Origin of the sequence: Pseudoalteromonas aurantia (assembly GCF_005886875.1) — a bacterium.
Classification (GTDB): domain Bacteria; phylum Pseudomonadota; class Gammaproteobacteria; order Enterobacterales; family Alteromonadaceae; genus Pseudoalteromonas; species Pseudoalteromonas aurantia_A.
In genome coordinates, this window is the sequence record NZ_PNBY01000012.1 from 74821 (window position 1) to 99931 (window position 25111).

At 38.7% G+C, this 25111-nt stretch carries 25 protein-coding genes; 13 read left to right on the forward strand and 12 right to left on the reverse strand.

What is annotated here, in order from left to right; genetic code table 11:
* Positions 1–191: 191 nt before the first annotated feature.
* Complete coding sequence (locus CWC18_RS02760) at positions 192–497, forward strand: hypothetical protein (protein ID WP_138674657.1); 306 nt, start codon at positions 192–194, stop codon at positions 495–497.
* Positions 497–2071 (forward strand): PepSY-associated TM helix domain-containing protein, encoded by a 1575-nt coding sequence (locus CWC18_RS02765; RefSeq protein ID WP_138674658.1) that lies wholly within the window; start codon positions 497–499, stop codon positions 2069–2071. The genes CWC18_RS02760 and CWC18_RS02765 overlap by 1 nt, the downstream gene beginning before the upstream one ends.
* A gap of 358 nt (positions 2072–2429) precedes the next feature.
* Here the strand turns inward: CWC18_RS02765 and CWC18_RS02770 are convergent, their stop codons facing one another.
* The gene (locus CWC18_RS02770) at positions 2430–4448 is read right to left on the reverse strand and encodes a CapA family protein (RefSeq protein ID WP_138674659.1); all 2019 of its coding nucleotides are present in this window, start codon (positions 4446–4448) and stop codon (positions 2430–2432) included.
* Between the two features lie 590 nt (positions 4449–5038).
* Here CWC18_RS02770 and CWC18_RS20945 point away from each other — a divergent pair.
* Entirely contained in the window at positions 5039–5209 is a 171-nt protein-coding gene (locus tag CWC18_RS20945) for a hypothetical protein (protein WP_171041019.1), read from the forward strand.
* A gap of 488 nt (positions 5210–5697) precedes the next feature.
* The gene (locus tag CWC18_RS02775; RefSeq protein WP_138674660.1) at positions 5698–6453 is read left to right on the forward strand and encodes a ribonuclease H1 domain-containing protein; all 756 of its coding nucleotides are present in this window, start codon (positions 5698–5700) and stop codon (positions 6451–6453) included.
* A gap of 97 nt (positions 6454–6550) precedes the next feature.
* Here CWC18_RS02775 and CWC18_RS02780 read toward each other — a convergent pair whose 3' ends face one another.
* Entirely contained in the window at positions 6551–7030 is a 480-nt protein-coding gene (locus tag CWC18_RS02780; protein ID WP_119860235.1) for an acyl-CoA thioesterase, read from the reverse strand.
* Positions 7031–7164: 134 nt separating this feature from the next.
* Positions 7165–8814: an electron transfer flavoprotein-ubiquinone oxidoreductase gene (locus CWC18_RS02785; protein WP_138674661.1), complete on the reverse strand. Its 1650-nt coding sequence runs from the start codon at positions 8812–8814 to the stop codon at positions 7165–7167.
* A gap of 175 nt (positions 8815–8989) precedes the next feature.
* On the opposite strand from CWC18_RS02785, the gene CWC18_RS02790 reads away from it, so the two are divergent.
* The 4 genes from CWC18_RS02790 (at position 8990) to rmf (ending at position 12138) form a co-directional block, all read left to right on the forward strand.
* Positions 8990–9742: an electron transfer flavoprotein subunit beta/FixA family protein gene (locus tag CWC18_RS02790; protein WP_138591298.1), complete on the forward strand. Its 753-nt coding sequence runs from the start codon at positions 8990–8992 to the stop codon at positions 9740–9742.
* On the forward strand, positions 9739–10665 hold the full coding sequence (locus CWC18_RS02795; protein WP_138674662.1) for an electron transfer flavoprotein subunit alpha/FixB family protein: 927 nt from the start codon (positions 9739–9741) through the stop codon (positions 10663–10665). Before CWC18_RS02790 ends, CWC18_RS02795 begins: the two co-directional genes overlap by 4 nt.
* Positions 10666–10921: 256 nt before the next feature.
* Positions 10922–11098, forward strand: a complete 177-nt coding sequence (locus tag CWC18_RS20950) for a hypothetical protein (RefSeq protein WP_171041017.1) — start codon at positions 10922–10924, stop codon at positions 11096–11098.
* Between the two features lie 869 nt (positions 11099–11967).
* Positions 11968–12138 (forward strand): ribosome modulation factor, encoded by a 171-nt coding sequence (gene rmf / locus CWC18_RS02800; protein WP_119860230.1) that lies wholly within the window; start codon positions 11968–11970, stop codon positions 12136–12138.
* Between the two features lie 64 nt (positions 12139–12202).
* Here rmf and fabA read toward each other — a convergent pair whose 3' ends face one another.
* Positions 12203–12718, reverse strand: a complete 516-nt coding sequence (gene fabA / locus CWC18_RS02805; protein WP_119860229.1) for a bifunctional 3-hydroxydecanoyl-ACP dehydratase/trans-2-decenoyl-ACP isomerase — start codon at positions 12716–12718, stop codon at positions 12203–12205.
* A 195-nt stretch (positions 12719–12913) separates the two neighbouring features.
* Between fabA and CWC18_RS02810 the strand changes: the two genes are divergently transcribed.
* The 4 genes from CWC18_RS02810 to CWC18_RS02825 all read left to right on the forward strand — a co-directional run bounded on the left by CWC18_RS02810 (position 12914) and on the right by CWC18_RS02825 (position 15753).
* Positions 12914–13771, forward strand: coding sequence for a 6-carboxytetrahydropterin synthase (locus CWC18_RS02810; protein WP_138591300.1), 858 nt, complete (start codon positions 12914–12916; stop codon positions 13769–13771).
* Positions 13764–14591 (forward strand): M23 family metallopeptidase, encoded by an 828-nt coding sequence (locus CWC18_RS02815; RefSeq protein WP_138674663.1) that lies wholly within the window; start codon positions 13764–13766, stop codon positions 14589–14591. Before CWC18_RS02810 ends, CWC18_RS02815 begins: the two co-directional genes overlap by 8 nt.
* The gene (locus CWC18_RS02820; protein ID WP_138674664.1) at positions 14588–15019 is read left to right on the forward strand and encodes an acyl-CoA thioesterase; all 432 of its coding nucleotides are present in this window, start codon (positions 14588–14590) and stop codon (positions 15017–15019) included. The genes CWC18_RS02815 and CWC18_RS02820 overlap by 4 nt, the downstream gene beginning before the upstream one ends.
* Positions 15020–15156: 137 nt before the next feature.
* Complete coding sequence (locus tag CWC18_RS02825) at positions 15157–15753, forward strand: hypothetical protein (protein WP_138591303.1); 597 nt, start codon at positions 15157–15159, stop codon at positions 15751–15753.
* Here the strand turns inward: CWC18_RS02825 and CWC18_RS02830 are convergent.
* Positions 15742–16149 (reverse strand): response regulator, encoded by a 408-nt coding sequence (locus CWC18_RS02830; protein WP_138591304.1) that lies wholly within the window; start codon positions 16147–16149, stop codon positions 15742–15744. The two genes, CWC18_RS02825 and CWC18_RS02830, sit on opposite strands and share 12 nt — an antisense overlap.
* A gap of 425 nt (positions 16150–16574) precedes the next feature.
* On the opposite strand from CWC18_RS02830, the gene CWC18_RS02835 reads away from it, so the two are divergent.
* Positions 16575–16865, forward strand: a complete 291-nt coding sequence (locus CWC18_RS02835; RefSeq protein ID WP_249348272.1) for a LysR substrate-binding domain-containing protein — start codon at positions 16575–16577, stop codon at positions 16863–16865.
* Between the two features lie 23 nt (positions 16866–16888).
* Here CWC18_RS02835 and CWC18_RS02840 read toward each other — a convergent pair whose 3' ends face one another.
* The 7 genes from CWC18_RS02840 to CWC18_RS02870 form a co-directional block, all read right to left on the reverse strand.
* Positions 16889–18043: a nucleotide sugar dehydrogenase gene (locus CWC18_RS02840; protein ID WP_138674665.1), complete on the reverse strand. Its 1155-nt coding sequence runs from the start codon at positions 18041–18043 to the stop codon at positions 16889–16891.
* A 186-nt stretch (positions 18044–18229) separates the two neighbouring features.
* The gene (locus CWC18_RS02845) at positions 18230–19552 is read right to left on the reverse strand and encodes a Na+/H+ antiporter family protein (RefSeq protein WP_138674666.1); all 1323 of its coding nucleotides are present in this window, start codon (positions 19550–19552) and stop codon (positions 18230–18232) included.
* Positions 19549–21486 (reverse strand): transglutaminaseTgpA domain-containing protein, encoded by a 1938-nt coding sequence (locus tag CWC18_RS02850; RefSeq protein WP_138591308.1) that lies wholly within the window; start codon positions 21484–21486, stop codon positions 19549–19551. Before CWC18_RS02850 ends, CWC18_RS02845 begins: the two co-directional genes overlap by 4 nt.
* Positions 21476–22408 carry a DUF58 domain-containing protein gene (locus CWC18_RS02855; protein ID WP_138591309.1) on the reverse strand — a complete coding sequence of 311 codons (933 nt, stop codon included), beginning with the start codon at positions 22406–22408 and terminating at the stop codon, positions 21476–21478. The genes CWC18_RS02850 and CWC18_RS02855 overlap by 11 nt, the downstream gene beginning before the upstream one ends.
* On the reverse strand, positions 22408–23313 hold the full coding sequence (locus CWC18_RS02860; RefSeq protein WP_138591310.1) for an AAA family ATPase: 906 nt from the start codon (positions 23311–23313) through the stop codon (positions 22408–22410). The genes CWC18_RS02855 and CWC18_RS02860 overlap by 1 nt, the downstream gene beginning before the upstream one ends.
* Positions 23310–23693, reverse strand: coding sequence for a response regulator (locus tag CWC18_RS02865; RefSeq protein WP_138591311.1), 384 nt, complete (start codon positions 23691–23693; stop codon positions 23310–23312). The genes CWC18_RS02860 and CWC18_RS02865 overlap by 4 nt, the downstream gene beginning before the upstream one ends.
* Positions 23694–24145: 452 nt before the next feature.
* Positions 24146–24535: a hypothetical protein gene (locus tag CWC18_RS02870; RefSeq protein WP_138674667.1), complete on the reverse strand. Its 390-nt coding sequence runs from the start codon at positions 24533–24535 to the stop codon at positions 24146–24148.
* Positions 24536–25111: the final 576 nt, after the last annotated feature.

Sequence of the window (25111 nt, forward strand, 5' to 3'; positions counted from 1 at the left end):
ACATCAAGTTTTATTGTCAAAACCCCTACCAAAAATATGGCGGTATTTAAGCTATGTAATGATTACGTTGGCTTTGATTGTTTTGCAATACATTTTTACGGTCAGTACCAGTATTTTTCTAACGATCATACTGGTTATGACACTGTGTGTATTACTGCCGGTATGTTCAGTATTAATAAGAAGAATAAAAGATGACTGAAAAACGTATTCCCCCTGATTGGTGGTCGAAATCTCTTGCAGCTGTCTTATTGGGTTTATTACTCACCTATGGAATTATTGGACTATTTGCATGGTTTGGACCCGATAATTTAAACCAAACTTTATCAAGCGAAAGAACGTTATGGCGAACACAATTTAATATGTGGATGCTGCCTCCAATTTGGCTACTGATCATCTCTTTCAGTTTTATGTTTCAAACGGGTCTACGTGCCTGGGTAAGTTTAGGTACAGTCAACCTCATTATTTATTCAATACTAATGATACATTGGGTGCTTTAATGAAAATTAGTTCTTATATTTTAAGACACTATCAAGCCATCCATACATGGACTGGCATCACTTCCGGTCTCTTGTTATTTATCGGCTTTTTCGCTGGTGCACTTGTTATGTTTAAGCCGGTGATCAGTGACTGGGCGACGCCACCCAGTGATAAACTGGCGCAGATTAACATAAAACAGCTTGATACACTGACTCAACAAATCTTAAGGCAATTTCCCCAAGCGCAAAAACATCTTGTGGTCAGCTTTGATGAAGATGTTTCTCCGTTAACCTGGCTTGAAAAAGGCAATGATAATGAAACTTTTATGGCGGACACGCAATGGCACGCATCGTTAGATCACCAAGGGCATATTGAAACATATAGGCGCGCTAATAATGAGCTTGGCTACTTATTAGATATGCTGCATCGAACCGCAGGCATTGCTGGTGAAGTAGGTCATGATCACGTTGGGGGGTATGTTCTTGGTATAGCTAGTTTTTTATATTTTATTGCTTTGGTATCGGGGGTTATTATTTTAATGCCTACTTTAGTAAAACGTTTCTTTGCATTAAGAACTAAAGCTGGGGCCAATCGTTTTTGGCTTGATAGTCACAATTTAGTGGGGATTGCCAGTTTGCCTTTTCATATTGTGATTGCACTCACGGTGGTGGTGTTTTCATTTCATGATTTTTTATATGGCGGGTTGGCGAAGGTATACAATGATAAACCGCTTTTCGCGATGCCAACACCAAGTACAGTTGAATATCAGTTAGATGCGTTGCCTAAAATGTCTGTATTGTTAAAAACAATAGAAGAGTATGCGCCAGAACATAAAGTACATAAAATTAAATTGAGTGGGTTAGATAGTGTGACCCCATTTGCAATTGTGCTACTTAAAAATGACAGCAATATGATGGTGGGTCCTGTTGCTGATTTTGTGTTTATGAACCCGTATACACTCAGAATTCAAACAAGCAGTATTGCAGTGGGCGATCAGGGTATATGGGGGCAACTAGTTACTGGCTTTTTTGCACTGCATTTTGGCAGTTATGGCGGAGAGCTTGGTCGTTGGGCGTATTTTACACTGGGTATGATGGGCGCTTTTTTATTTTACTCAGGAAATTTACTGTGGCTCGAAAAACGTCGACAAAAAAATAAAGCGCAAACGCGTTCCGTTTCGGTGATGGCAAGTTTAACCGTCGGTGTGTGTTTGGGATCATTGCTTGGTGTGGCCATGTGCTTTGCAGCCACTAAATGGTTAACCGCATTCACTGATTGTGTCAATCAATTGTACTTAACGCTATATTATGTAACGTTTTTTAGTGTATTATTTGTAAGCTTTAAAAAAGGTGCAGCTGAAGCCGCTATGTTGTTTTTACGTCTATTAGCTTGGATCTGTTTGAGTATTCCGTTTACGTCTATATTTGGGTTCTTTATGCCAAATATTGGGGTATGGCCTGCCAGTGGCTTTTCGCAAATCTGTTTAGAGTTATTATTTATCGTTTTTGCAGGTGTTTTTTATTGCGCCTATAAAGCCAATAAACGCAGGGCATACAATGGAGATAAAAACAGTGTGTGGGCAATGACTGCATAAAAATGTGTTACTTATTATTTTTACCTTTTTAGTGTTAATAGACTTTATATCTGAGCTGAACCATAAATAAGTCATATTATGGTGCTAAGCGCAGGTAGTTTTAAAAGTTTATTTTGGGGTACTCGTTTTCTTAATGTTAAGCGCCAAGACCCAATCGAAGTGGCTGAAGACAAATCATAGTCCAAATTAAGCATGGGCATGGTGTGATAGAGCTCATCACATTGCTTGTTGTTTTTAGATACATTTACGCTTTTTGGTAAACCACTTCTAAGTAAGAGAGTTTAACTTGTTGTCAGGTATGATAGTTGATTAAAAAAACCATACCTGACTGAAAAGACATAGAATAGCTCAAGGTATCTTATCTATTCTTTACCTCTATGTGTGTCGTCTCTATCAAGGCATCTGTTTTGGTCATGACATCAGAAAATGCAGTATGCCACTCAATAAGCTCAACGTCATCGATTGCAATATTTTTTGGCTGACTAAAGCTTTTATCAGCTTCAATAACAAATTTGATGCGGTAACTCTTATATCCCACACGTGGAGAATCAAAATCAAACCTTAACTGTTGCCATTGGGTGTTTGGTGAGACAATGTGTGTGCCGATTAACTCTGACGTTGGATTGATGAAGGCGTCTTGTAATCTTTGTTTAGATTGTCGACCTTCCCAATACGCAGATACCTTTAGGTTAATGTTTGCTCGTAACTTTAATTGTAGTAACGTGGGGGCATCTGGCTTATAGACACGATTGAAGTGTTTCGTACCAAAAGTAATTTGACCACTTTGATATTCCAAATTTAAGTATTGGTTAAGGTCACTATCTTTTATCAAAGTTGGTTCGGTATTTGTAAATAGCCAAGTTCGATCTATTGCGTCCCAAGTAAAGTAACTTTCATAGTTGCTTGAATTAATTAAATTTTTTCCGTAGCGTATCGACGTATTTGGTGCGGGAAACTGAGGCATTGATTCAGTCCAATTACTGATTAGATACAAATTTTTGACGCCGCTTGTTTGAGTGAATGGCTGTTGTTCTCGCGTTGCGCTTTTTGTCATCGTGTTTTGTGTTGTTCTTTTATTGATTACTGCGTGACCACCCGAACGCTCTGTATTGGTTCTCTTCATGGCAGAGAGCTGCTTGATTCGTTTGAGTATTGTGTGACGCTGCTGACCGACGGCTGCGGTTGGTTGATAATTTTGAATAAAAATTGGCACTATCTCAGCCCTGAAAAATTGTCCTTCATCTAACCAGACATAGAGTAAAGTACTGTTGTGGGTTGCGGGGAAATTTTGATCAAAAATAAAATTACCAAGAGAGTAGGCTATCAACTTATTTTTATAGAGTTCAAAGCCCTGAGATACATGAGGGTGGTGAGCAATTGCCATGACAGCACCTTGATCAATGGCATGTTTTAATCGCTGCTCGGTTACGAGAGATGGCGTTGCACTATACTCTAGACCCCCATGGTATTGAATAATAGGCAACACATTGTTTTTAATAGATCTATCTATCACAGCCCTTAGATTAGACATCGTTCCAAGTGCGGCACCGCCCTGTAGTTCATTTGCTGATTGCCAAGGCGCTTTTTTACCTTTCCAACCTACGAACCCATACAGATCATAACTGTTACCATTTAATTGAGTAGTATGTGGCTTAAGTGCATCAGCTTCGCTTAGTCCTGCGCCAGAAAAACCGAGAGGTGAATTTTTTAAATAGGTTAATGTTTTCTCGAGGCCCCCTTGTAAGTAGTCGTACGTATGGTTATTTCCCAAAGAAACGTAGTCTACCCCCGCCCAAGCTAAACTTTTTAACGTATCGGGGTGAGAGTAAAATGTGACTGACTTATCAGCTTTAGAATTCAGTGCTGACTCTAGAATGGGCGATTCAAGGTTGATAGACGTGTAATCGGCGATGGTTAGATATTGCTTTATATTGCGTAATATATTGACACTATTGTGAAGTCGATCTTTTGGAGTGATTAAACTGGGCTCATTAAAATAAGGGTCATAGTAGCGTCTGCCCATCATCGTATCACCTCCAAAGGCAAACATGACACGCCTCAGTTTTTTTTGAACCAGCTCAATGGGTGGAATCTGAAAATTATTATTGGCAAGTTCAAGGTGCTCAAAGGTGTGCGTCATGTCATAGTAACCGGGCTTACTCACGGTGATCCGATAGTATTTATCTGAGTGAACGGACAGCTTAAACCGACCTGCTTGATCGCTGTTTACTTTATTACCATTAAAGAAAATAGATGTGTTTGGTAAAGGTGAGGATTGGGCATTAAGTGTTTGGCCACTTAACTCTATCGCTTTAAGCAAAGAAGAGAAGGAGCACAGTGTAAGTAATAAAACTATTGTCTTTATTTTTGTTTTCATATGTCACCTTTTATTAATAGTATGATTGTACTCCCTATTTTAATAAAAAGAGCTATTTCACTCATTCCATCCTGTTTAACTCGTATAACTAAAGGCTATATGTCTCATTACAGAGCGAGTAACTAAGGAATTCAGAAAAATGCCGATTTGATATTTACGATGCTTTTTGGTTTCTATAGCCAGTAGCTCTAAAACAATTGATCTATTTCTCGTCAAATGTCAGTTCTAATCACTTTAATATTAAAAATAATGCTAAGTATTTACACCATGATTTAATTCAAAGGTAAGGGCAAGAACACCCACTTTACCTTGACTTAAAAGTATGAGTTTAAATGTCTGGTCTTTTTCTAGAATACTCTGAATCAATTGATGACCCTCGCCAATGAAGTAAAGTTGTTCTCTAACTGATTGTCGAATTATGCGTGAAGGAGCAGAATCAGTGTTCGTAGGACTTAGGCATATGGCTTTTAATCACCTAAAAGCAGAAACGAGATTTAAGAAAGGTATGCCCGCAAAGCAATGCGTAGTAAAGTTTACTTTGAAATGGTATTGAAATTATAATTTTTCATGCTCTTGCCCTGAGTGATATAGTGATAGTGTATTATTTTAGTATGCAAACCGCCAATAGCATAGAAGGTAATTCTGATGCTGTTAATGTATCTGAAACGCCAGACAGTAAGCCTTCAAAATTTGAAACGGATCCCAGCGTTCAGAGTGATGACCCTAAGACGATATCTGAATCAGAGGGGTCGACTAATTAGGCAGTGAATCGCGTTGTAAGTAATGAAGTCAGCGCCTCACAAGTGCCAGTATTGTTCGAAAGTGAAGAAGTTCTAGCAGGGCGAGCTCATTACTTTGACTTTAAAATTTATAAAACTTTTTTTGCGGATAAAAACTCAGACATCGATGTATCTAGGATTGAATGTAGAACATCATTATGAAAGATTACCATAAATACCGCTGGCAAGGATAAAACTAAAGTATCGGCTGTATTATCTGAAACACTGTGTGGTAAAGGGGTGTCAGCTTACATACACTATGGCGAGTCTGGTAATAGCATTGTAGTCATGCTTACAGTAAACGGCGATATTTCGGATAAAATATGACAGCTTTTGTTCGATAAGGCCGCATCGTTTACGGCAAGTACATAGAACGTTTCTATACTGTCAGAGTTGATTGTGTAAAACTAGATATACGAGTGACATGCTGACTCCCTGTATTATCAATTACGTATGAAGAGATTAGAACATTGGCGAAAAAATACTATGTCGTTTGGAAAGGGCATCAAAGTGGAATATTTACAACATGGCTTGCCTGTAAAGCTCAAGTTGACGGCTTTTCGGGTGCTAAATATAAGTCTTTTCCGACCTTAGCGGAGGCAGAGCAGGCATTTAGCGCTAAGCAGACGTCAAATAGCAGTGATAAAGTGCATAGCGGACCTAAGAAAAAGGTGGTGCCGCTGTCTCAGTCAGACATTGCAAACATGCCATTTGACATTAAAGTGTTCACTGATGGGGGCTGTGAGCCTAACCCCGGTGAAGCTGGGACTGGGGTTGCGGTATATGAAAATAATAAACTGAGTGCGCTTTGGTATGGGCTATATCACCCAAAAGGCACTAATAATACGGCTGAGCTTCAAGGCCTCATGCAAGCATTATTGTTGGCTAAAGCATATTTATCTAAAGGTCAGTCGGTGGCGATTTATTGTGACTCTAAATATTCGATTGATTGTATTACTAAATGGGCTGTAGGTTGGGAGAAAAAAGGCTGGGTTAAACCAAGTGGTGAAATTAAAAACTTAGGTCTTATTAAGCCAGCCTATTCGCTATACCAAACGTTATCGTCAGCTATAAAAATTTACCATGTTAATGGTCATGTGGGTATTGAAGGAAATGAGCTTGCAGATAGGATGTCTATCTTAGCCATTGATTCTAAGAATCCAGACTTTGTACCATACTCCGAGGGCTTTGATATTCCAGCAATATTGGCATTGAGAACCGGATGAATTAATGTATGTAACATGACACTGAAGCCAGATTAAACAGCGTCTTAAAGAACAAACTGGGTTAACCCAGTTTGTTTATTTATTAAAGTTAATAGCCTTATTCATCTTCAATAGTACGGTGTAATAAAGACTCTGTTTCAATGGCTATTTCCTTCATTTTAATCGCGTAAAGTTGTAGCTTTTTTTCATCTTCAGTGGATGGCTCAAATAGTGGCACGGGGATTGGGTAACCAGCTTGATCCATCGCGATAAAGCTTATAACGCAATGGTTACTTTCAGTTAAGACCTGCTTTTGGGGATCACCACATTTAACACTTACAAAAATCTGCATACTTGTTTTACCTGTATGAGCAATTTGTGCTGATACTTCAACAATTTGACCGACGAGAATAGGGCGCTTGAACCTTACCCCAGCAACTGATACCGTTACTGAGTAGCTACCACTCCACCCGGCAGCACAAGCGTAACCTGCTTGGTCAATCCACTTCATGACAATACCGCCATGTACTTTACCGCCAAAGTTTACATCGGTAGGCTCAGCCAAAAAACGAAATACCACTTCTGAATTACGTGCCATATTTTGCCCCTAATACTTATCGTATTATTTAAGTATATGCAAAATTTGGTTTTTTGCGTTTTTCTTTGTATTCATTAAAAAGGGCCATTTGGCCCCTGCAGATTGGAATTGAAATAAATGGTTGGCGTTTATTGCTACATGTTGGGATAGTTTGGCCCGCCAGCACCTTCTGGGGTTATCCAAGTAATATTTTGGCTAGGATCTTTGATATCGCATGTTTTACAGTGCACGCAGTTTTGGGCATTGATCACAAACTGCGGTTGCTGATTGTCATCTTGTGTCACTTCATAAACCCCGGCAGGGCAGTAACGTTGAGCTGGCTCTGCAAATTTAGCAAGATTAACGTCAATTGGAATAGATATATCAGCAAGCTGTAAGTGACATGGTTGAGATTCTTCATGATTAGTATTCGATAAGAATACAGACGATAGTTTATCAAAACTCAGCTTACCATCGGGTTTTGGGTAATCAATCACCAGTGAGCTACTGGCAGGCTTTAATACGGCGTGATCATGGTCATTATCTTTAAATGTAAAAGGCAAAGCACCATTAAACAGATTTTGATCGACTGTATTATATGCGCCTCCTAGGATCTTACCGAATTTATGAATAACAGGGCCAAAATTACGAGATTGATAGAGTTCGTCGTATACCCAGCTAGATTTAAATCTGTGTGTAAAATCTGTTAAGTCAGTTGAGGGGGAGTCACAGGAGAGTGCATTTACAATACTATCCGCTGCAAGCATACCTGATTTCATCGCGGTGTGATTTCCCTTGATTTTAGCAAAATTCAGAGTGCCTGCATCACAGCCAATCAACAAGCCACCAGGGAAGTGCATTTTAGGTAATGAATGAAACCCACCTTTGGCAATTGCACGCGCGCCATATGAAACACGTTCTGCACCTTCTAATGTCGCTTTAAACACTGGATGATGTTTCATACGTTGAAACTCGTCGAAGGGGCTGAGGTATGGATTGGTATAATTTAGGTCAATAATCAACCCGACAACAACTTGGTTATTTTCCGCGTGATACATAAATGAACCACCCGATGTCCCTTTATCAAGTGGCCAACCTGTTCCGTGCACAACGGTGCCCTCCTTGTGCTGCTCTGAAGGTACTTGCCATATTTCCTTGAAGCCCAGCCCATAATGTTGCGGTGTCGCATCTTGATCAAGATTAAATTTTTTGATTAGTTGCTTGCCCAAATGCCCGCGGCAACCTTCAGCAAAAACGGTGTATTTAGCACGTAATTCCATTCCGGGCATATAACTGTCTTTGGGTTGGCCGTCATTTGCAACGCCCATATCACCGGTGATAATACCTTTGACTTCATCGTTTTCTAAAATGAGTGAATGGGCACTAAATCCCGGAAAAATTTCCACGCCTAAATTTTCGGCTTGTTCGGCTAACCATCTGCACACATTACCCATTGAAACGATAAAGTTTCCGTGATTTTTAAATGTTTTTGGGACAGCTATGTTCGGGATTGAGATGGATTTTTCTTGAGTTTGGAATAGGTAAATATCATCTTGAGTGACTTCAGTTGTGACAGGTGCGCCTAATTCCTTCCAATTTGGAAGGAGTTCATCGAGTGCTTTTGTTTCAAAAACGGCTCCAGACAAAATGTGCGCGCCAACTTCTGATCCTTTCTCAACGACACAAATCATGAGCTCTTGTTGCTTTTCTTGTGCTTGTTGAGCAAGTCTAATGGCGCAAGAAAGCCCTGCTGGCCCCGCTCCAACTATGACTACGTCGAATTCCATGGTTTCACGTTCAACCATAATTACCTCATTATCTTTGACGGTATATTAACTAAAGAACGACTTTAGTTTTTATTAAGTTAAACTAAGGTTATTTTAGGTTGACGTTTACGTCAACAGGAAGTAGTCTGAATCCATAAAATAAATATGTTGACGTTGGCGTCAGCGTTATGAATAACCATATAACGGAGTAACTATGAAAGTACTTGTGCCAATCAAGCGTGTGATTGACTACAACGTAAAGGCAAGAGTCAAGCCTGATAACACTGATGTTGATTTAACCAATGTTAAAATGGCAATGAACCCTTTTTGTGAGATTGCAGTAGAAGAAGCGATCCGTTTAAAAGAAGCTGGTAGCGCTTCTGAAGTAATAGCGGTTTCTATTGGTGATAAAGCATGTCAAGAGCAATTACGCACGGCATTAGCTCTTGGCGCTGATAAGGCAATACATGTTCAGACGGATGTAAAACTTGAGTCTTTACATGTCGCAAAATTGCTCGCTAAACTTGTTGATCAGCAGCAACCTGAACTGGTTATTTTAGGTAAGCAGTCGATTGATTCTGACAACAATCAGACAGGGCAAATGCTCGCAGCGCTTACCAAGCGAAGTCAAGGTACGTTCGCGTCGAAGGTCGTAATAGAAGATGGCAAAGCACAAGTGACCCGGGAAGTTGATGGTGGGTTACAAACCGTGTCACTAACCCTTCCTGCGATCGTGACAACTGATTTAAGACTTAACGAACCTCGTTATGCGTCATTACCAAATATAATGAAAGCAAAACGCAAGCCATTAGAGATCATTGAAGCCCAGTCGCTTGATGTTGACTTATCACCACGTATTGAATTAGTAAAAGTCGAAGAGCCTAGCAAGAGAGAAGCGGGCGTTATAGTTGAAAGTGTAAGTGAATTAGTAACAAAGTTGAAAACTGAAGCGAAGGTGATTTCATGAACGTATTAGTTATTGCTGAACATGATAACGGTCAACTTAAGTCTGAAACGTCAAAAGTTGTTAATGCAGCAACAAAAGTGGCCACAAATATAGACGTTTTAATAGCAGGGCATAATGTAGGTGAGGTCGCTAAGTCTGCGAGTGAAATCAGTGGTGTCACCAGAGTTCGTGTTGTTGATAATGCCGGCTTTGAGCACCAACTTGCTGAAAATACTGCTGATTTGGTTGTTGAAATGGCTGGCAGTTACTCACATATTCTTGCCAGTGCCTCAACAACAGGAAAAAACATTTTACCCCGTGTATCTGCATTATTGGATAAATCGCAAATTTCTGAAATTATTGAAGTTGTTGATGGTAATACATTTAAAAGACCCATTTATGCTGGCAACGCAATTGCTACCGTCAAGTCTTTAGATGAGACTAAAGTGATCACGGTTCGTGCCAGTGCATTTGACAGTCAGGGAAACCAAAGTCCTTGTGAAGTAGACTCATTGGCAATAGAGATTAAAAATGGGCTAAGTGAGTTTGTCAGCATAGAACAAACAGAATCTGAGCGACCTGAATTGAATGCTGCGCCAGTTGTTATCTCTGGTGGTAGAGGAATGCAAAATGGCGAAAACTTTACGTTATTAAACGGTATTGCAGATAAGTTGGGCGCAGCGATAGGCGCTTCTCGTGCAGCTGTTGATGCTGGTTTTGTGCCTAATGATATGCAAGTCGGGCAAACAGGTAAAATTGTAGCGCCAGATCTATATATCGCTGTAGGCATAAGTGGTGCTATTCAGCATCTTGCCGGTATGAAAGATTCCAAAGTCATTGTTGCAATAAATAAAGATCCCGATGCACCTATTTTTCAGGTTGCCGATTATGGATTGGTCGCAGATTTATTTGATGTACTTCCAGAGCTTGAAAGTGCATTGTAAACGATGAAAATCTATAATTCTGATTGTTAAGCCGCTGTGCCTTTGAGCCACGGCTTTTTTATCTACACTCTCTCGTTATTTCTATATAGCCCCCCTTCAAAACCCTTCAGTTACTTGGTCCTTACATTTTTGTAAACAGTGTTTATTATTGGCCAATTACCAACTTGTAAGTAATGCTTTTGTTTGAGTTGAGGCGCTGGGAATGCTCGCTAGACCATGGAGTGGATCATCGTAAGATTATACAAGGGTAAATACCATGAAGCTTAGTAAAAAGTTGTTTCTATCGTTTGGCTTGCTCATAGCCATAATGGTCATATCAAGTACAACTGTGTGGTTCAAAGCCTCTACGGAAACAGTGCGTGCTCTAGAAGTAAAAGGCGATGACCTGCCTGCTCGTTTAGCCGAGCTGGTGCAAAGGTTAAAACTACGCTAGACTATTTATTGAGCGAATATGGAGTGAATTCCAAGGATGATGCGTTTCATGAAATAAAGCAGTAAGGCACTAACGTAAATCAGTGCCTTTTTCGTTTTTACCAATCCGACGTTAAGCACGAAATAAAATGTATGGTGTAGTTACCTTACCTAAATTAGAACATCTTTATTAAGTGTTATCCCCTTATTTTAGCGGCTGACTCAGGCGCTCGTATTTTTTTAATGAACCTCGTACTTATCTATGAGCTGCTGTACCTTAAATCTTTACAATTCTTGCGCTATTTTATCTTGCAAAGCGCAGCTACATTTCTGCTGGAGTGGCTTAAAAAAATATTTTTAAGCAGTCATTATTATTAAAATTAAGAATTGAAACTTAATCTACTGTAATAATTAGACATTTTATAGCATGTTTATATGTCAGAAATATGAATGTTTTTTTTATGAATTTTGGATTGCAATAAGTCCCAATCTGCTTTATTAGAGTTATTTTATAGGTTTTTTTTATTTTTATTGAATTATTTATTCTTTGTGTGGGTTGCTTGTTTTACATTTTAAAAATTGGTATTGCACCGCTTTGCCTTATGTGATTTATTGAAGGTCTGGGTTTGGCCAATCCTTTCAATGGTAGTTACACACGTTACGTGTAAAAGGCTTTCATTGCTTATTATTCTGAAATTTTCAATAGCTGTTTGGCGCAAGGTGACTTCGCTGACAGAAATTTTTAACTTCATACAAACAGACAGTTAGTTAAATTCGGTTGGTATCCGATGTCTGTGAATTTGATATTTATGACGTTATTAACTATTCATTTAATGTTGATGCAAATTTAGTTGAAGCATTATTGAACATATTATGGTGAGGAATTTACCTATGAAGAGACAGAAAAGAGACCGTTTAGAAAGAGCACATTCTCAAGGGTTTAAAGCCGGTCTAACCGGGCGGTCTAAAGATTTATGCCCGTATCAACAAATAGAATCAAGATCAGAGTGGTTAGGCGGGTGGCGAGAAGCAATCGAAAATAGAAATATGTTTAAAACATAATTTACAGAATTTAGAGACAACAAAGCCCCTTTTTTAAGGGGCTTTGTTGTTTAAACGGGTAACATTAAAATGCGCTGGTATCTTGGAAAAGACCAACTTTTAGATCTTTTGCTTCATAGATTACACGGCCGTCAACTTCAACTGTACCATCGGCCATACCCATAAACAGTTTACGCTTAATAACACGCTTCATGTCTAAACGATAAGTTACTTTCTTTGCATTTGGTAAGATTTGACCTGTGAACTTTACTTCACCCACACCAAGTGCACGACCAAGACCGGGTCCACCAGACCAACCTAAGAAAAAGCCAACTAATTGCCACATAGCATCAAGGCCAAGACAGCCCGGCATTACTGGATCGCCTTTAAAATGGCAGTCAAAGAACCAAAGGTCAGGGTTAATATCAAGCTCTGCGATAATAAGCCCTTTACCATGCTCACCACCGTCATCATTTATTTCAATGATACGATCCATCATCAGCATGTTGTCGCTTGGTAAGCGGCAGTTGCCTTCGCCAAACATCTCGCCTTGACCACACAGTACTAATTCTTCTTTTGTATAGCTATTTTTCGGTTCCATAGTTCACAATCTTTGCTTTAAAATCCACGCTACTCTAGCGTACACTTGTACGCTAGACAACTCCGAACAGTTAAATTTCAACCTTTTATAAGAATAATTCGCATTTAAATTGAATTCTACCTGCATATATAGGCGATTTTTATCTTAAAAATCTTTATAATATCGCCAGAATTTAAACTAATTTATCGGAAGTTTATGATCCTTTTTGTAGATGCTCTCACTGTTATCGATTTTTCTTACCTATGCAATCAGCGAGGAGCTGTGGGAGAAAGTTGGATTGTTGATTTAACGCTCCACGGCCAATTAAATGATGAGTCGATGGTTTTAGATTTTGCATTGGTAAAAAAACAAATAAAAAAAATTATTGATGAAACAATAGATCATAAACTTGCGATAGCCAAGGGTGTAAACGGTAACGCTGAGATTAGGAATGATCGAATTGAATTAGATTGTCAATTTGGAGATAACTATCATTTAGCAATGAGCGCTCCAAGCGAAGCAGTTTGTTTATTACCGAGTGAAAAAGTAGATGAACCTGCTGTTATCGCGTTTTTAAAGTCAGTCATTATGCCTGAAATGCCGAGTAATGTTAAAGACATAGGCATAGAGCTTCGTCCAGAGCCTACTACAAGCTTTTATTATCATTATAGCCATGGCTTAAAGAAACATGATGGTAACTGCCAGAGGATAGTGCATGGCCATCGGTCATTAATTGGTATCGCATTAGATGGTATTAGTATGCCAAGGTTGCAAAAAGAGTGGGCAATGAAATGGCAGGATATCTACTTAGGAACTCGAGAAGATCAGGTATCGGCTGCTGAATTAAAACATGTGACTGCACTATCAACAGATGATTGTTTTGCTTATGAAGCAACACAGGGCTATTTTGAACTCGCAATTAGTCAGGCGCGATGCGATATATTACCGTGCGATACAACAGTAGAGTGTATTGCGGAGTATTTGGCTTATGAAATTAAAAAGTTACATCCTTCTCAGCAAGTAACAGTTAAGGCGTACGAAGGAGTCGGCAAAGGAGCCGTTGCGAATGCTTAAATACGTGGGATTATGTGTTGGAGTACTACTTGGGGTTTGTTCAGCTCAGGCGCTAGAATTGTCTGGAAACTTGACTCAAGGGGGGATGGTTATCGGCAAAATTGCAGATGCTAAATCGGTTAAATTCAATGATAAACCATTAAAGCTAACGAAAGATGGTCAATTTGTATTTGGGTTTGGCAGAGATGCTCAATTACAGCATTCTTTAACTTGGGTGACGATCGCTGGGAAGTCTGAGTCTGCTGATTTCATGATCACAAAAAGAACGTTTAATATTGACCGGATAACAGGTGTTGCAAAAAAATATGTGTCACCACCCGATTCAGTGCTTAAGCGGATCAGAACCGAAGCCAAAGCGGTGAAATTGGCAAGAGCCACAAGTTCTAATTTAACGTACTTTTTAGACCCAGTACTTAAACCTGCCAAAGGGCGGATCTCAGGGGTGTACGGTAGCCAGCGCTTTTTTAATGGAAAACCTCGTAATCCGCATTATGGCTTAGATATTGCGAATAAAACGGGCACGCCGGTATGGGCACCATTAAGAGGTATAGTCACCTTTGCAGAAGATGACCTGTATTACAGTGGTGGCACTGTAATCATAGATCATGGATATGGCATTTCTTCTACGTATATTCATCTTGATAAAATTCACGTTAATGTCGGTGACTTGGTTTCAGTAGGAAAGCACTTTGCTGATATAGGTGCAACAGGGCGTGTAACCGGGCCTCACTTAGATTGGCGTTTTAACTGGTTTGGCGAGCGGTTAGATCCACAATTATTAATGAATGATACATTGGCTAATAAAAGTAGTAAAAAATGACCGATATAAATAAAGAAGATGTAATTGCAAAACGAATAGATGAGTCTATCACCTCTATTACGAAGACGGTATTCCCGGGTAGGACTAATCATCATAACACCTTGTTTGGCGGTGATGCACTAGCATGGATGGATGAGGCGGCTTTTATTGCTGCGACTCGCTTCTGCAGGAAGCCACTTGTTACAATTTCGTCAGATCGTGTAGATTTTAAAGAGGCTATACCTGCCGGCACATTTGCTGAGCTAGTCTCAAAGGTGGTTCATGTTGGTAACACGAGCTTAAAAGTAGAAGTGAGAATCTATTTAGAAAGGATGCACAAAGATGATAAACATTTAGCAATTTCAGGTAGTTTTACCTTTGTTGCAGTTGATGACAATCATCGACCGACGCCTGTTGTCTGTGACAAAATGCTCCATGGCTTTAAATAAAGCTTATAGTTAAGCAAATAAATTTGTTTAACTATAAGCCAAAAAAGAACACATCATACAGTTGGTCTTTCAATATTAGTCCTTAACCATATGCGCAGCTTTGATTTTAACGCTAATCATTAAAGAGGAGGGACTTTATGATTTACATTCTCGGGGTTAGTTACTTAATAGTATTCACTTTAGCATATGGTGTGTTTGATTACGGGTATATTACTGACATCATACACGGCCTAAGAGGTCAGCTTTTACTTGGGACTCTTGGCTTTGCTGTGTTGCTATTGATAAAAAGCAGAGTCTTTGGGTTAATAACGCTCGCCATAAGTATGATTGCGGTCTCTATTCATTTTACCCCAACCTTTTTTGATGTTGATAAGAAAATAAATACATTACTTACCAATCAAGTTAATTTGCGGTATTCAAATCAGCACGTAGCACAACACTTAATACGTCTCAATCAAGATACTTGCGATTTATTAGTGTTATTTGAATTTTCAGACCACCACAGAGAGCTGTTTTCAAGTGTAAAGCCTGAATATACGCGATTTGGTTATAAGGAGATTGAAGGCTTTCCAATGGAAATTGGTGTGGTATCCAAGTATCCAATTATTTATCGGCAGGTAGTTCATATTGACAGTCCTAAATCTGGTAATACTCATTTAAAGCTTTTAGTGGACGAGAAAATATTGAATAGTGCGCTAATGGGTTTACCAATAGATCATTCTTTAAGTTTTTGACTTGGCCAGGAGTTCACGATTATTTTTCTTGAGCTCACTATTTTCTAAAACAAGTTTAACGATTGATTTTAGCTCAAAATTATTCCAAGGTTTAGACACTATCATATGGGCGAGGCCATCTGTAACCGCTTTTTGACAATCTTCTATGTCTGCATATCCACTGACTAAAATACGGCCCGCATCTGGCTGCAGAGATTGAAAGTGCTTCAAAACGGCAAACCCATCCATATTTGGCAAACGTATATCTGAGATAACAAGGTCAAAACTTTTTTGCTCCATGCTTGATACCGCTGTTAGTGGATCGTTATGTTGCTCTACCTGATATTCTCTATTAAACAAACGTCCAAGTGCTCTTAGTACAGCTTCCTCGTCGTCTATTATCATAATTGAATGCATAGCCAATTCCTATTTATGCGGTTAATTTGTTTAGGTCATGCAACAAATGCCGTAAGTTACGTTTTTGAGGATAAAGCATTAAAGCCTTGGTTGCATTTACCAAAGCTGGTATGTTTTGTCCCATTTTTCTGTTGTACTCACCATAGCATTCGTTCAAGCGTGCACCCACTTTTAACTGGGTTAGTCAACTAACTTTATTATTGTTTATAAAGCGGTTTAAAATCAACTTCATGGCATCTATTCGTTTTATTATATTAGATGTTATAGAGTCGGACCGCATTAAATAATTCATTGTATATTGATATGTGTACGCAAATTCGCCCGTAGATGCTAATTTTAGCCAGCAATCCCAATCACTTGCGATTTTCAATCTTCCGTCAAAACAGTTAATGTTGATAATTGCTTTTTGTGAAATTCAGGACAATATGAAAAACAATCTACAATCTGTTATCAGCGAAAATACAATATATACGTCTGTTAGCAGCACGGATATGGCGCTGACTGCTATCCTAAATAGCAACAGCATTGCGCTGATTGTTGATTATTTATGTCAAAATTATATTGAGTCAGGCGCACTTAGTATTGCATTGCCATTACCACACCCGAATAAAGTAGAGAGTTATTTTGTATACGATAAGCGCTCTCCTAAGCATGAAAGAGTTCAGGTTTTTATTGAATGGGTTAAATCACAAATAAGAAACGAGGCAGGCCAATAATCACATTGACCTGCTAGAAAATATTAATCTTTGTGAAACAAGTCACGAGTATATAATTTATCAGTAATATCACTTAGCTCATCGGCGTCACGATTAGTGATAATTAAATCACAGCCTGACTTAAACATGTCTAAGTTATTACATAAAGAAAAGTCATCGGAAAACGGCTTTTCGAGCTTTGGCTCATAAACAGTTACGTCAGCACCGGCTTTGCGCAAATGCGAGATCACATCTAAAATAGCAGACTCTCTAAAGTTGTCAGAGTCAGCTTTCATGATCAGCCGATAAACCCCAATTTTTTTAGGCGCCCTGGCCATAATTGACTCTGCAATATATTTTTTACGTGTATCATTCGCCGATACAACCGCAGAGATCATATCATTTGGCACACCATCGAAGTTGGCAAGTAATTGCTTGGTATCTTTCGGTAAACAATACCCACCATAACCGAAAGAAGGGTTGTTGTAGTGTCCACCAATACGTGGATCTAAACTTACTCCGTCAATAATTTCCGTGGTGTTCAATGATTTTGCTTCGCAATAAGTGTCAAGTTCGTTAAAAAAGGCCACTCGCATGGCAAGATAAGTATTCGAAAACAGTTTAATTGCTTCAGCCTCTGTTGAATGCGTTAGGAGTATTTCAACGTCGTCTGTGTGTGCCCCTTGTTTAAGCAAGTTGGCAAAAGTTTGTGCTTGTTCAGTTAAAGCTCCCAGGATTATCCGCGATGGGTATAAATTATCATACAAGGCTTTCCCTTCTCTTAAAAATTCAGGGGAGAATACAATGTTGTTAGTTTTATACCGCTGTTTCATTTGCTCAGTAAATCCAACTGGGACGGTAGATTTAACGATAATGGTCGCCTGTGGTGAAATCTCTAGAGCCTGCGCTATCACGCTAAAGTAATTAGTTTGGGGGTCATAGTCAGTGGACGTCGCAATAACTATATAATCTGCGTTCTCTAGTGCTAGGAATGGATCACTGGTGGCAAAAATCTCAGTACTATTTTTTGATAAAAAGTGCGCTATCTCTGAGTCTTGAATTGGCGACTTTTTTTGGTTAATCAAGTTTACTCTATCTAGGTTTGTCTCTAACGCACAGACATTATTATGTTGCGACAAAAGTAACGCATTTGCTAAACCAACATACCCTAAACCCACAACCGAAATATTAAAAGCCATAATTAAATCCTATCAAGAATATTATTTTATCTAAGAGTAATAGAGCAATATTTAGGCTAAGTTTTGTTGACGTATTTGTGAAACTTTAATGATATTTAAATCAATAAATTACGTAAAAAGAAACGACATCTAGTAAGAAAAACCTCATTTCTTTTTTGCATTTTGAGACGCATTTAGTAGCGTATTTTATAAAACCATAGCTGCTATCCAACCAAAAATGACCAGTGGAATGTTGAAATGTATAAAAGTAGGGACTACTGAATCCCAGATATGATCATGTTGTCCATCTGCATTAAGACCAGATGTAGGCCCTAATGTAGAATCTGAAGCGGGGGAACCTGCATCACCCAAAGCACCAGCTGTACCAACTAATGCGGCAGTGGCCATGGCAGAAAACCCAACCTCTAAACACAAAGGCACAAACAGCGTTGCTATGATAGGCACTGTAGAGAAAGAACTGCCTATACCCATAGTGATAAGGAGTCCGACTATGAGTATCATAGCGGCGGCCAGTGGCTTATTGTCACCTATAAACTCTGCACAGGCTGATACTAAGCTCGCTACATCCCCGGTAGATTTCATCACGGCAGCAAAGCCTTGAGCTGATATCATAATAAAGCCAATCATTGCCATCATTGCAACGCCGCGACTAAACACATCAGAGCTTTGTTCCCATTTTACAATACCAAATACACTGAACATCATTACACCAACAAGGCCTCCAAGGATCATTGAGCCGCTAATGTTTTGTGCTAACAGTGAACACACAACCGCGATACTGCCGATAATAATAACTTTTTTAGGATTATCTATTTCTTTTAAAGTAGTATTATCGTCATGCACAACAAAGTTATATGTCCGTTTTTTACGATATGTAACGAGTAATGCAATAAAAAGTCCAACAAGCATACCGATAGCTGGAATGATCATCGCCGTCGGGACATCTGTATTAACAATACTCAAACCATTATCAGCAAGATTTTTATGTAATATTGAGTATAAATATATACCACCAAAACCATACGGTAATACCATGTAGGATGTTGCTAGCCCAAAGGTTAAGATACAGGCAACAGCGCGCCTGTCTAACGCAAGCTTATTTAAAATAACAAGCAGAGGAGGGATCAAAATTGGGATAAACGCGATGTGCACAGGCACTAGGTTTTGTGATGCAATAGCACAGCATAAAATAATGGTCATAATCAAAAGACTGAGCAAGTGAATATGGCTGTCTCGTGACCCCTCTACTGTTTTCAGTAAGCGTTGTGCTAAAATTTGGGTTAATCCAGACTTGGAAATAGCGACTGCGAACCCTCCGAGCATGGCATAACTTAAGGCTATTTCGGCCCCACCTGACAATCCATCATTAAATGAATTTAAGGTGGTAGACAGGTCCAGCCCAGCACATAACCCTGCTATCATGGCGCTTACAGTCATAGCAACAATGACATTTACCCGCATTAATGAAAGTGTAAGCATGAGGAGTACGCCGACAATTACTGCATTCATAATTTTCTCTTTGTTTTTGTTTTTATGGATTTTATTAGTTTCATAGTCAATTTTCTGTGATGGCCAGAAAATGTTTTACCCTGGTACCTAGCTGCACTAAAGCGGCTGTAGAACATATCTAAGTCACTTTTATGTTCAGGAAATTGCTCGGAGACCTGTGAAATAAATTGCAAGGGCGTAAGGTTGCTCTCATGATAAGAGCTAACAGATTTTAGTTGCTCATACAAATCAACAGCGAGAGGGCGCTTTATGGAAATTTTCCTTTGCATAAACCAAAACACCGATAAACACAGAAGAGCCAATGTAAACAATGTAATAGCCCCTGACCAAAGCTGTGCATTATCGCCAAGTAAATTGCGTAAAAATGACTGTTGCTTGCTTTTATCAAAGTTTAGTACCCAACGAGTCCATTTGTAGTCATATTCTTCAAGCTTTAGTCTTAACCACTCCATGCCCGGAACACCTGACAGTGCAACTAAACTGATCCCAAGGTTTGACTTAAACTGCTCTGACAAAGATGTGTGTTGTGAAAGCGATCCTATCAATCGTTCAGGCGATATCCACGCTGTCGGATCAAGCCTTTGCCACCCTGAATTAGGTATAAAAAACTCGACCCATGCATGGGCATCATATTGATAAATACTATAGTAATTATTGGCTTCATTGTATTCAGCACCCAGGTAACCCGAGACAAGGCGAGATGGGATCCCAACGCTGCGCATCATCATGGCTACAGAAGACGCATAGTGACCACAAAATCCTGACTTTGTCTCAAATACAAACTCATCAATTGTATTAGCACCCTCAATAACTTCAGGTGTTAGTGTGTATTCGAAACCTTGTGAAATAAAATATGCGCGCATCTGTGCAATAAATTCTTGTGTGGATTGCGTGTTGTTATCCCATTGACGAGCAAGCTCAGTCGATTTGGGGTTTAACTTTTGTGGTAATTGCGTATAACGTTGGTATTCCCAACGTGTTAAAGACATTTTAGATGAATCGGTAGCGGTGTGAACATTATATTCAAAATTACGGCTTCTGATTTTCGAACTAAACAGCGTACCAAACTGGTTAGTTGATACTTCATTAGAGTTACTGATTGCATTGCCTAGTGCAAATAGCCATGGCAAATTACTTGGCTCTGCGATCACTTTATAATCAGATGAAATGTTACTATTTTCAACATATACAGGAATATTTTGCCCACGCGCCATATGCCAAGATGTGCCATCAAATTTATCATGTATCAATGCTCGCCAATAAAAAGGCGGAGAATACGATGTTGATTCTTCTATTATTGCCCGAAATGCCAAATCGTCTGACTGAGATAACTCTGAAATACTAAATGGGTCTACATTCTCAGATAAACCGGTCCTTGCGATCTGAGCCCCAGGTAGTTGCCAAAAAGAAGGGATCTTAGGTAAAAATACCACAAGTAACATACTCACAGGGATGAGAAAAAATATATTTTTGGCCGCCGTTTTCGTTGCAGGAAGCAGCTGCTGTTTATGAGAAGTAGCAGCTAACACCCCTAAGTTTATGACCAACATTATCACGACTACTATGGTCGTAAACAGGTCTTGCGAAAAAAGAAATACACAGGGTATGGTAAAAAAATTGAGTACCATGATCTGTCTATTTTGCTTCTCATTGTTCGCTTGGATAACTTTTAATTGGCATGCTAAAACCATTAATGACACAAACAGTGACACTGAATTACTAAACCCGATAGAAATACCAAGCACAGTCATCCCAATCAGCGCGACGATATTGAGGAGTGTATTAGAAGGCGCAGATTTAATATATTTCCATTGCATAACGTGCCATACAATGAGTACAGAAATTAAAGTGGCGAAGGGGATCCCTAGTTCAGCAAACAACATTACCGTCATAACCAAATAGATGGAAGAGATCACTAGTAGCTTAGTATTCACTTAATATCTCCAAACACTTAACTCGATGACTTTGACCCGACCCTATCGCTACAGTTTCATTTGGGAGTTTAAGGGCAAATGGCTGCTGATTGTTACTCGCTTCAACCACTAAAAAGCAGAGTTTACTCAACCGCTCTTCTACATTACCAGTCATCAGATCAAAATCAAAACCGACACTTACAGACTGCTCAGATGTATAACCTTTAACTAGTAGTTGCTGGTTTTTAGCAAAATGACGCCATGATACTTTATTTAGGCTCATCCCTTGCTGGTAAGGTTTTAACTCATTAAATTCATCAATGGCTTGCACATCATTCACATTACTGTCTCCGTCAGTCCCTGTGATAATATGATTTATTTGTGCTTTTTCCTCTTTTGGGAGCGGGTAAACATGTAATGTTTTATTTGAATGTAAGTAGCTCCAAACGGTGACTAAGCCAAATGGAAAATGACTGGTAATTTTAAATTTTTCTATTGTATAAACACCTCGTTTATAAGGTAAAGTGACATGCGCTATGGTATTTTTAAATACCTCATTAATGGTCACTTCACTACCTGTATTTATATGTCTTATAATGATGTTATATCGTTCTTTGGTGGATTCTAACTCAACTATCGCGTCGGTTAATGCCCCTTCGTAGTTATCATTAACTGAGAGTAACTTAAGGCCTAAACGATTGAAGTTAATATAACCCGATAATAATGAGACGATGAGAAGTACGGCCATAATATACGACACAGCCAGTATCAAATTATTCTGATAATTAATTCCAAGAATGAAATTCAACACCATTATACCAATAAATAGTAGCCCTGACTGGGAGGGTAAAACATAAATGGAATCATGCTTAAATATCATGTGATCAGCAGTGTGTTTTCGGTCTACGTGTTTCGCAAACCAATATTTAATACGTGAACGCATTAAACAGGAACCAATACTTGATCTAATATGTCAGATACTACTTTATCTTGCTCTTTCACCGATAGGTTCAATCTATGACCTGCAACAGGTAAAAATATCGCTTGTACATCTTCTGGAGTAGCGTAGTTTCTGCCCGCCATTAATGCCCACGCTTTAGTTGCTGAACCCAGCGCAATGCTCGCCCGGGGTGACAATGGATCATGAAACAAACCGCTATTGCGTGTAAATTGAACTAAAGAAACAATGTAATCGATTACAGGGGGAGGAAGCTTAACATTGGTAACCTGATCCTGCAGTTCAAGTAATTGCTGATCTGCCAATGCAGGTCGCACCTCGGTTTTTTGTTTTGGACTGAACCCCAGAATCAATTTTCTTTCAGCCGTTTCATCAGGATATCCAATGCTTATGCGCATAAAAAAGCGATCTAATTGAGACTCGGGTAGGGGATGCGTGCCTGATTGATGTAACGGATTTTGCGTAGCAATAACAAAAAAAGGATTAGGCAGTAGGTGACTTGTGCCGTCAATTGTCACTTGGCGTTCTTCCATAGCCTCTAATAAAGCACTTTGTGTTTTTGGACTTGCTCTATTTATTTCATCAGCCAGTAGAACTTGACTGAATATTGGCCCAGGATGGAAAGTAAATGTGTGGTCTGTGGTGTTAAATATAGCTGAGCCAGTAATATCTGCCGGTAATAAATCGCTGGTAAATTGAACGCGTTGGTAGCTTAAACCGAGAGTATCCGCCAAGCCATGAGATAATGTGGTTTTCCCCATACCTGGCAAATCTTCAATAAGGAGGTGTCCTTTGCACAATAAACTGCACACAGCCAGTTTTATCTGTTGGTCTTTACCAAAAATGATATCCGCAAGCGCATCAATAACTGGGGTAACAAGTTGATTCATGTAATTAATTCTAACCGTTTTAATACTGTATCGACTTTTTTAGCATTAAATGGCTTAGCAATAAATCCTTTCGCGCCGAGTTCCCAAGTATTTTGTACATTTTCAAGACTATTGTGCCCAGAACACATAATAACATGGGTGTTTGGGTGGTTATCATTAACGAATTCTAAAATTTGAGTACCATCGGTATCAGGGAGTTCGATGTCTAAAAATACAACACCGGGTTTTTTGGATGCTAATAGTGGCTTTGCTGAGTCAAAGTCATTTGACTCTAATATTTCTTCAAAACCTAAGTTAGTTAAAATATCTATCAAATATTCACGTATTTCTTTTACGTCATCAACAATTAATATTGGCTCGAGAGGTTTTACAAATTCCATATAAGAGACTTCTTTTTTACATCTAATCTAATATTAAGCGATGGTTTTACCAAGCTCAATAGCTTTCATATGATTACACTAAATTACATAGCAAAATATATGAAATGTACGTGCAATGTCCGATACCGTCTAGTATTGGACATTTCAACGGCCTGATAACGAATGATAAAGAATAGGCCATTGAATATAATTTACCTCCTATAATTTATATTATGTTAAATTAAATATATTACTGAATTTAAATTTGACTGCTCTGAAGCCCCTATTAAATAAAGACTTCACTTAGCCTAACTCTAAAAAACCATAAATCAAATTACGTTTATTTTTAGACAAAACCCGCTCATTTTGACTCATTCTACGATCATTCCTGCTCATTATACGATTAGAATTAGATCACAATCGTTCACTTTAAAACGGGTTTAAATCGTGTTTAAAGTCAGTTTTAACGCCGTTTAAATTTTCTCTATGGCAACTACACGATTAAAATCAGCCATCACTTGAATTGTGATCAGCGCACTGTCAGTTGTTAGTTTTAGCACGCTTTGATTATAGGCTGCTGAACTTGCTTGCTGAATTAACTGCATCAAGTTCGCAGTTTGTTCAAATCCAATTGCCGCCAACGACACACTGATCATCGCGTCATCAATGACCACCAAAGTACTGTGTTCCAAAGCTGACTTGGCAATAACTTTATCAACCGAATTGTTATTCAAGTGCCCGACTATCAATTTTGCTCCATCATCTAACTGTCGACCTAAAGCTTGTTTGGCTGCTGTTGTTGCTATGTGTTTTTTAAACTGTGACTCACCAGCATTTACTGCATCATTGAATTTTGGGATCAATACATTTCTTATACCTGCCAAATGTTATAATTATTCAAGTTTTTAACCGCGACCTAGCTGTCGTTCTCTGTGCTAGACAGCGTTAAAGAAAACATTAACTCGATTTAACATAATAACTGTTCAGTGATGAAATACGTAAATAGCTAATAAAATTATGGAAGTAACGTTATGGTTGAGCATTATTAAAAATAAAATAAGGCCAGATTTAAGCTTTGTTCAAAACCTAAAATTGCCTATTTTAAAACCACATTAAGAGATAATTTAAGACCACAATTAAGAAATAGAATAATAATTGTTCTAAGTATGAGGCTTACTCATTTAATTCATTGGAGAATGATACAAATTTTGAACACTGAGTGCATAAATCAATCAGTTTTATTATGTTCAGTTGCGTGTTTTTTTGTTTTTACTCCCCTACTCTATTGATTTATTGATTTATTGATTTATTGATTTATTGATTTATTGATTTATTGATTTATAGGCGGATGATCTGATTTTCACATTTACTCCTATTTTGTAATACCCTCTGATGAACCTTATATAAATTAGTTGATTGGCTTGTTGAACGAAGCCGCT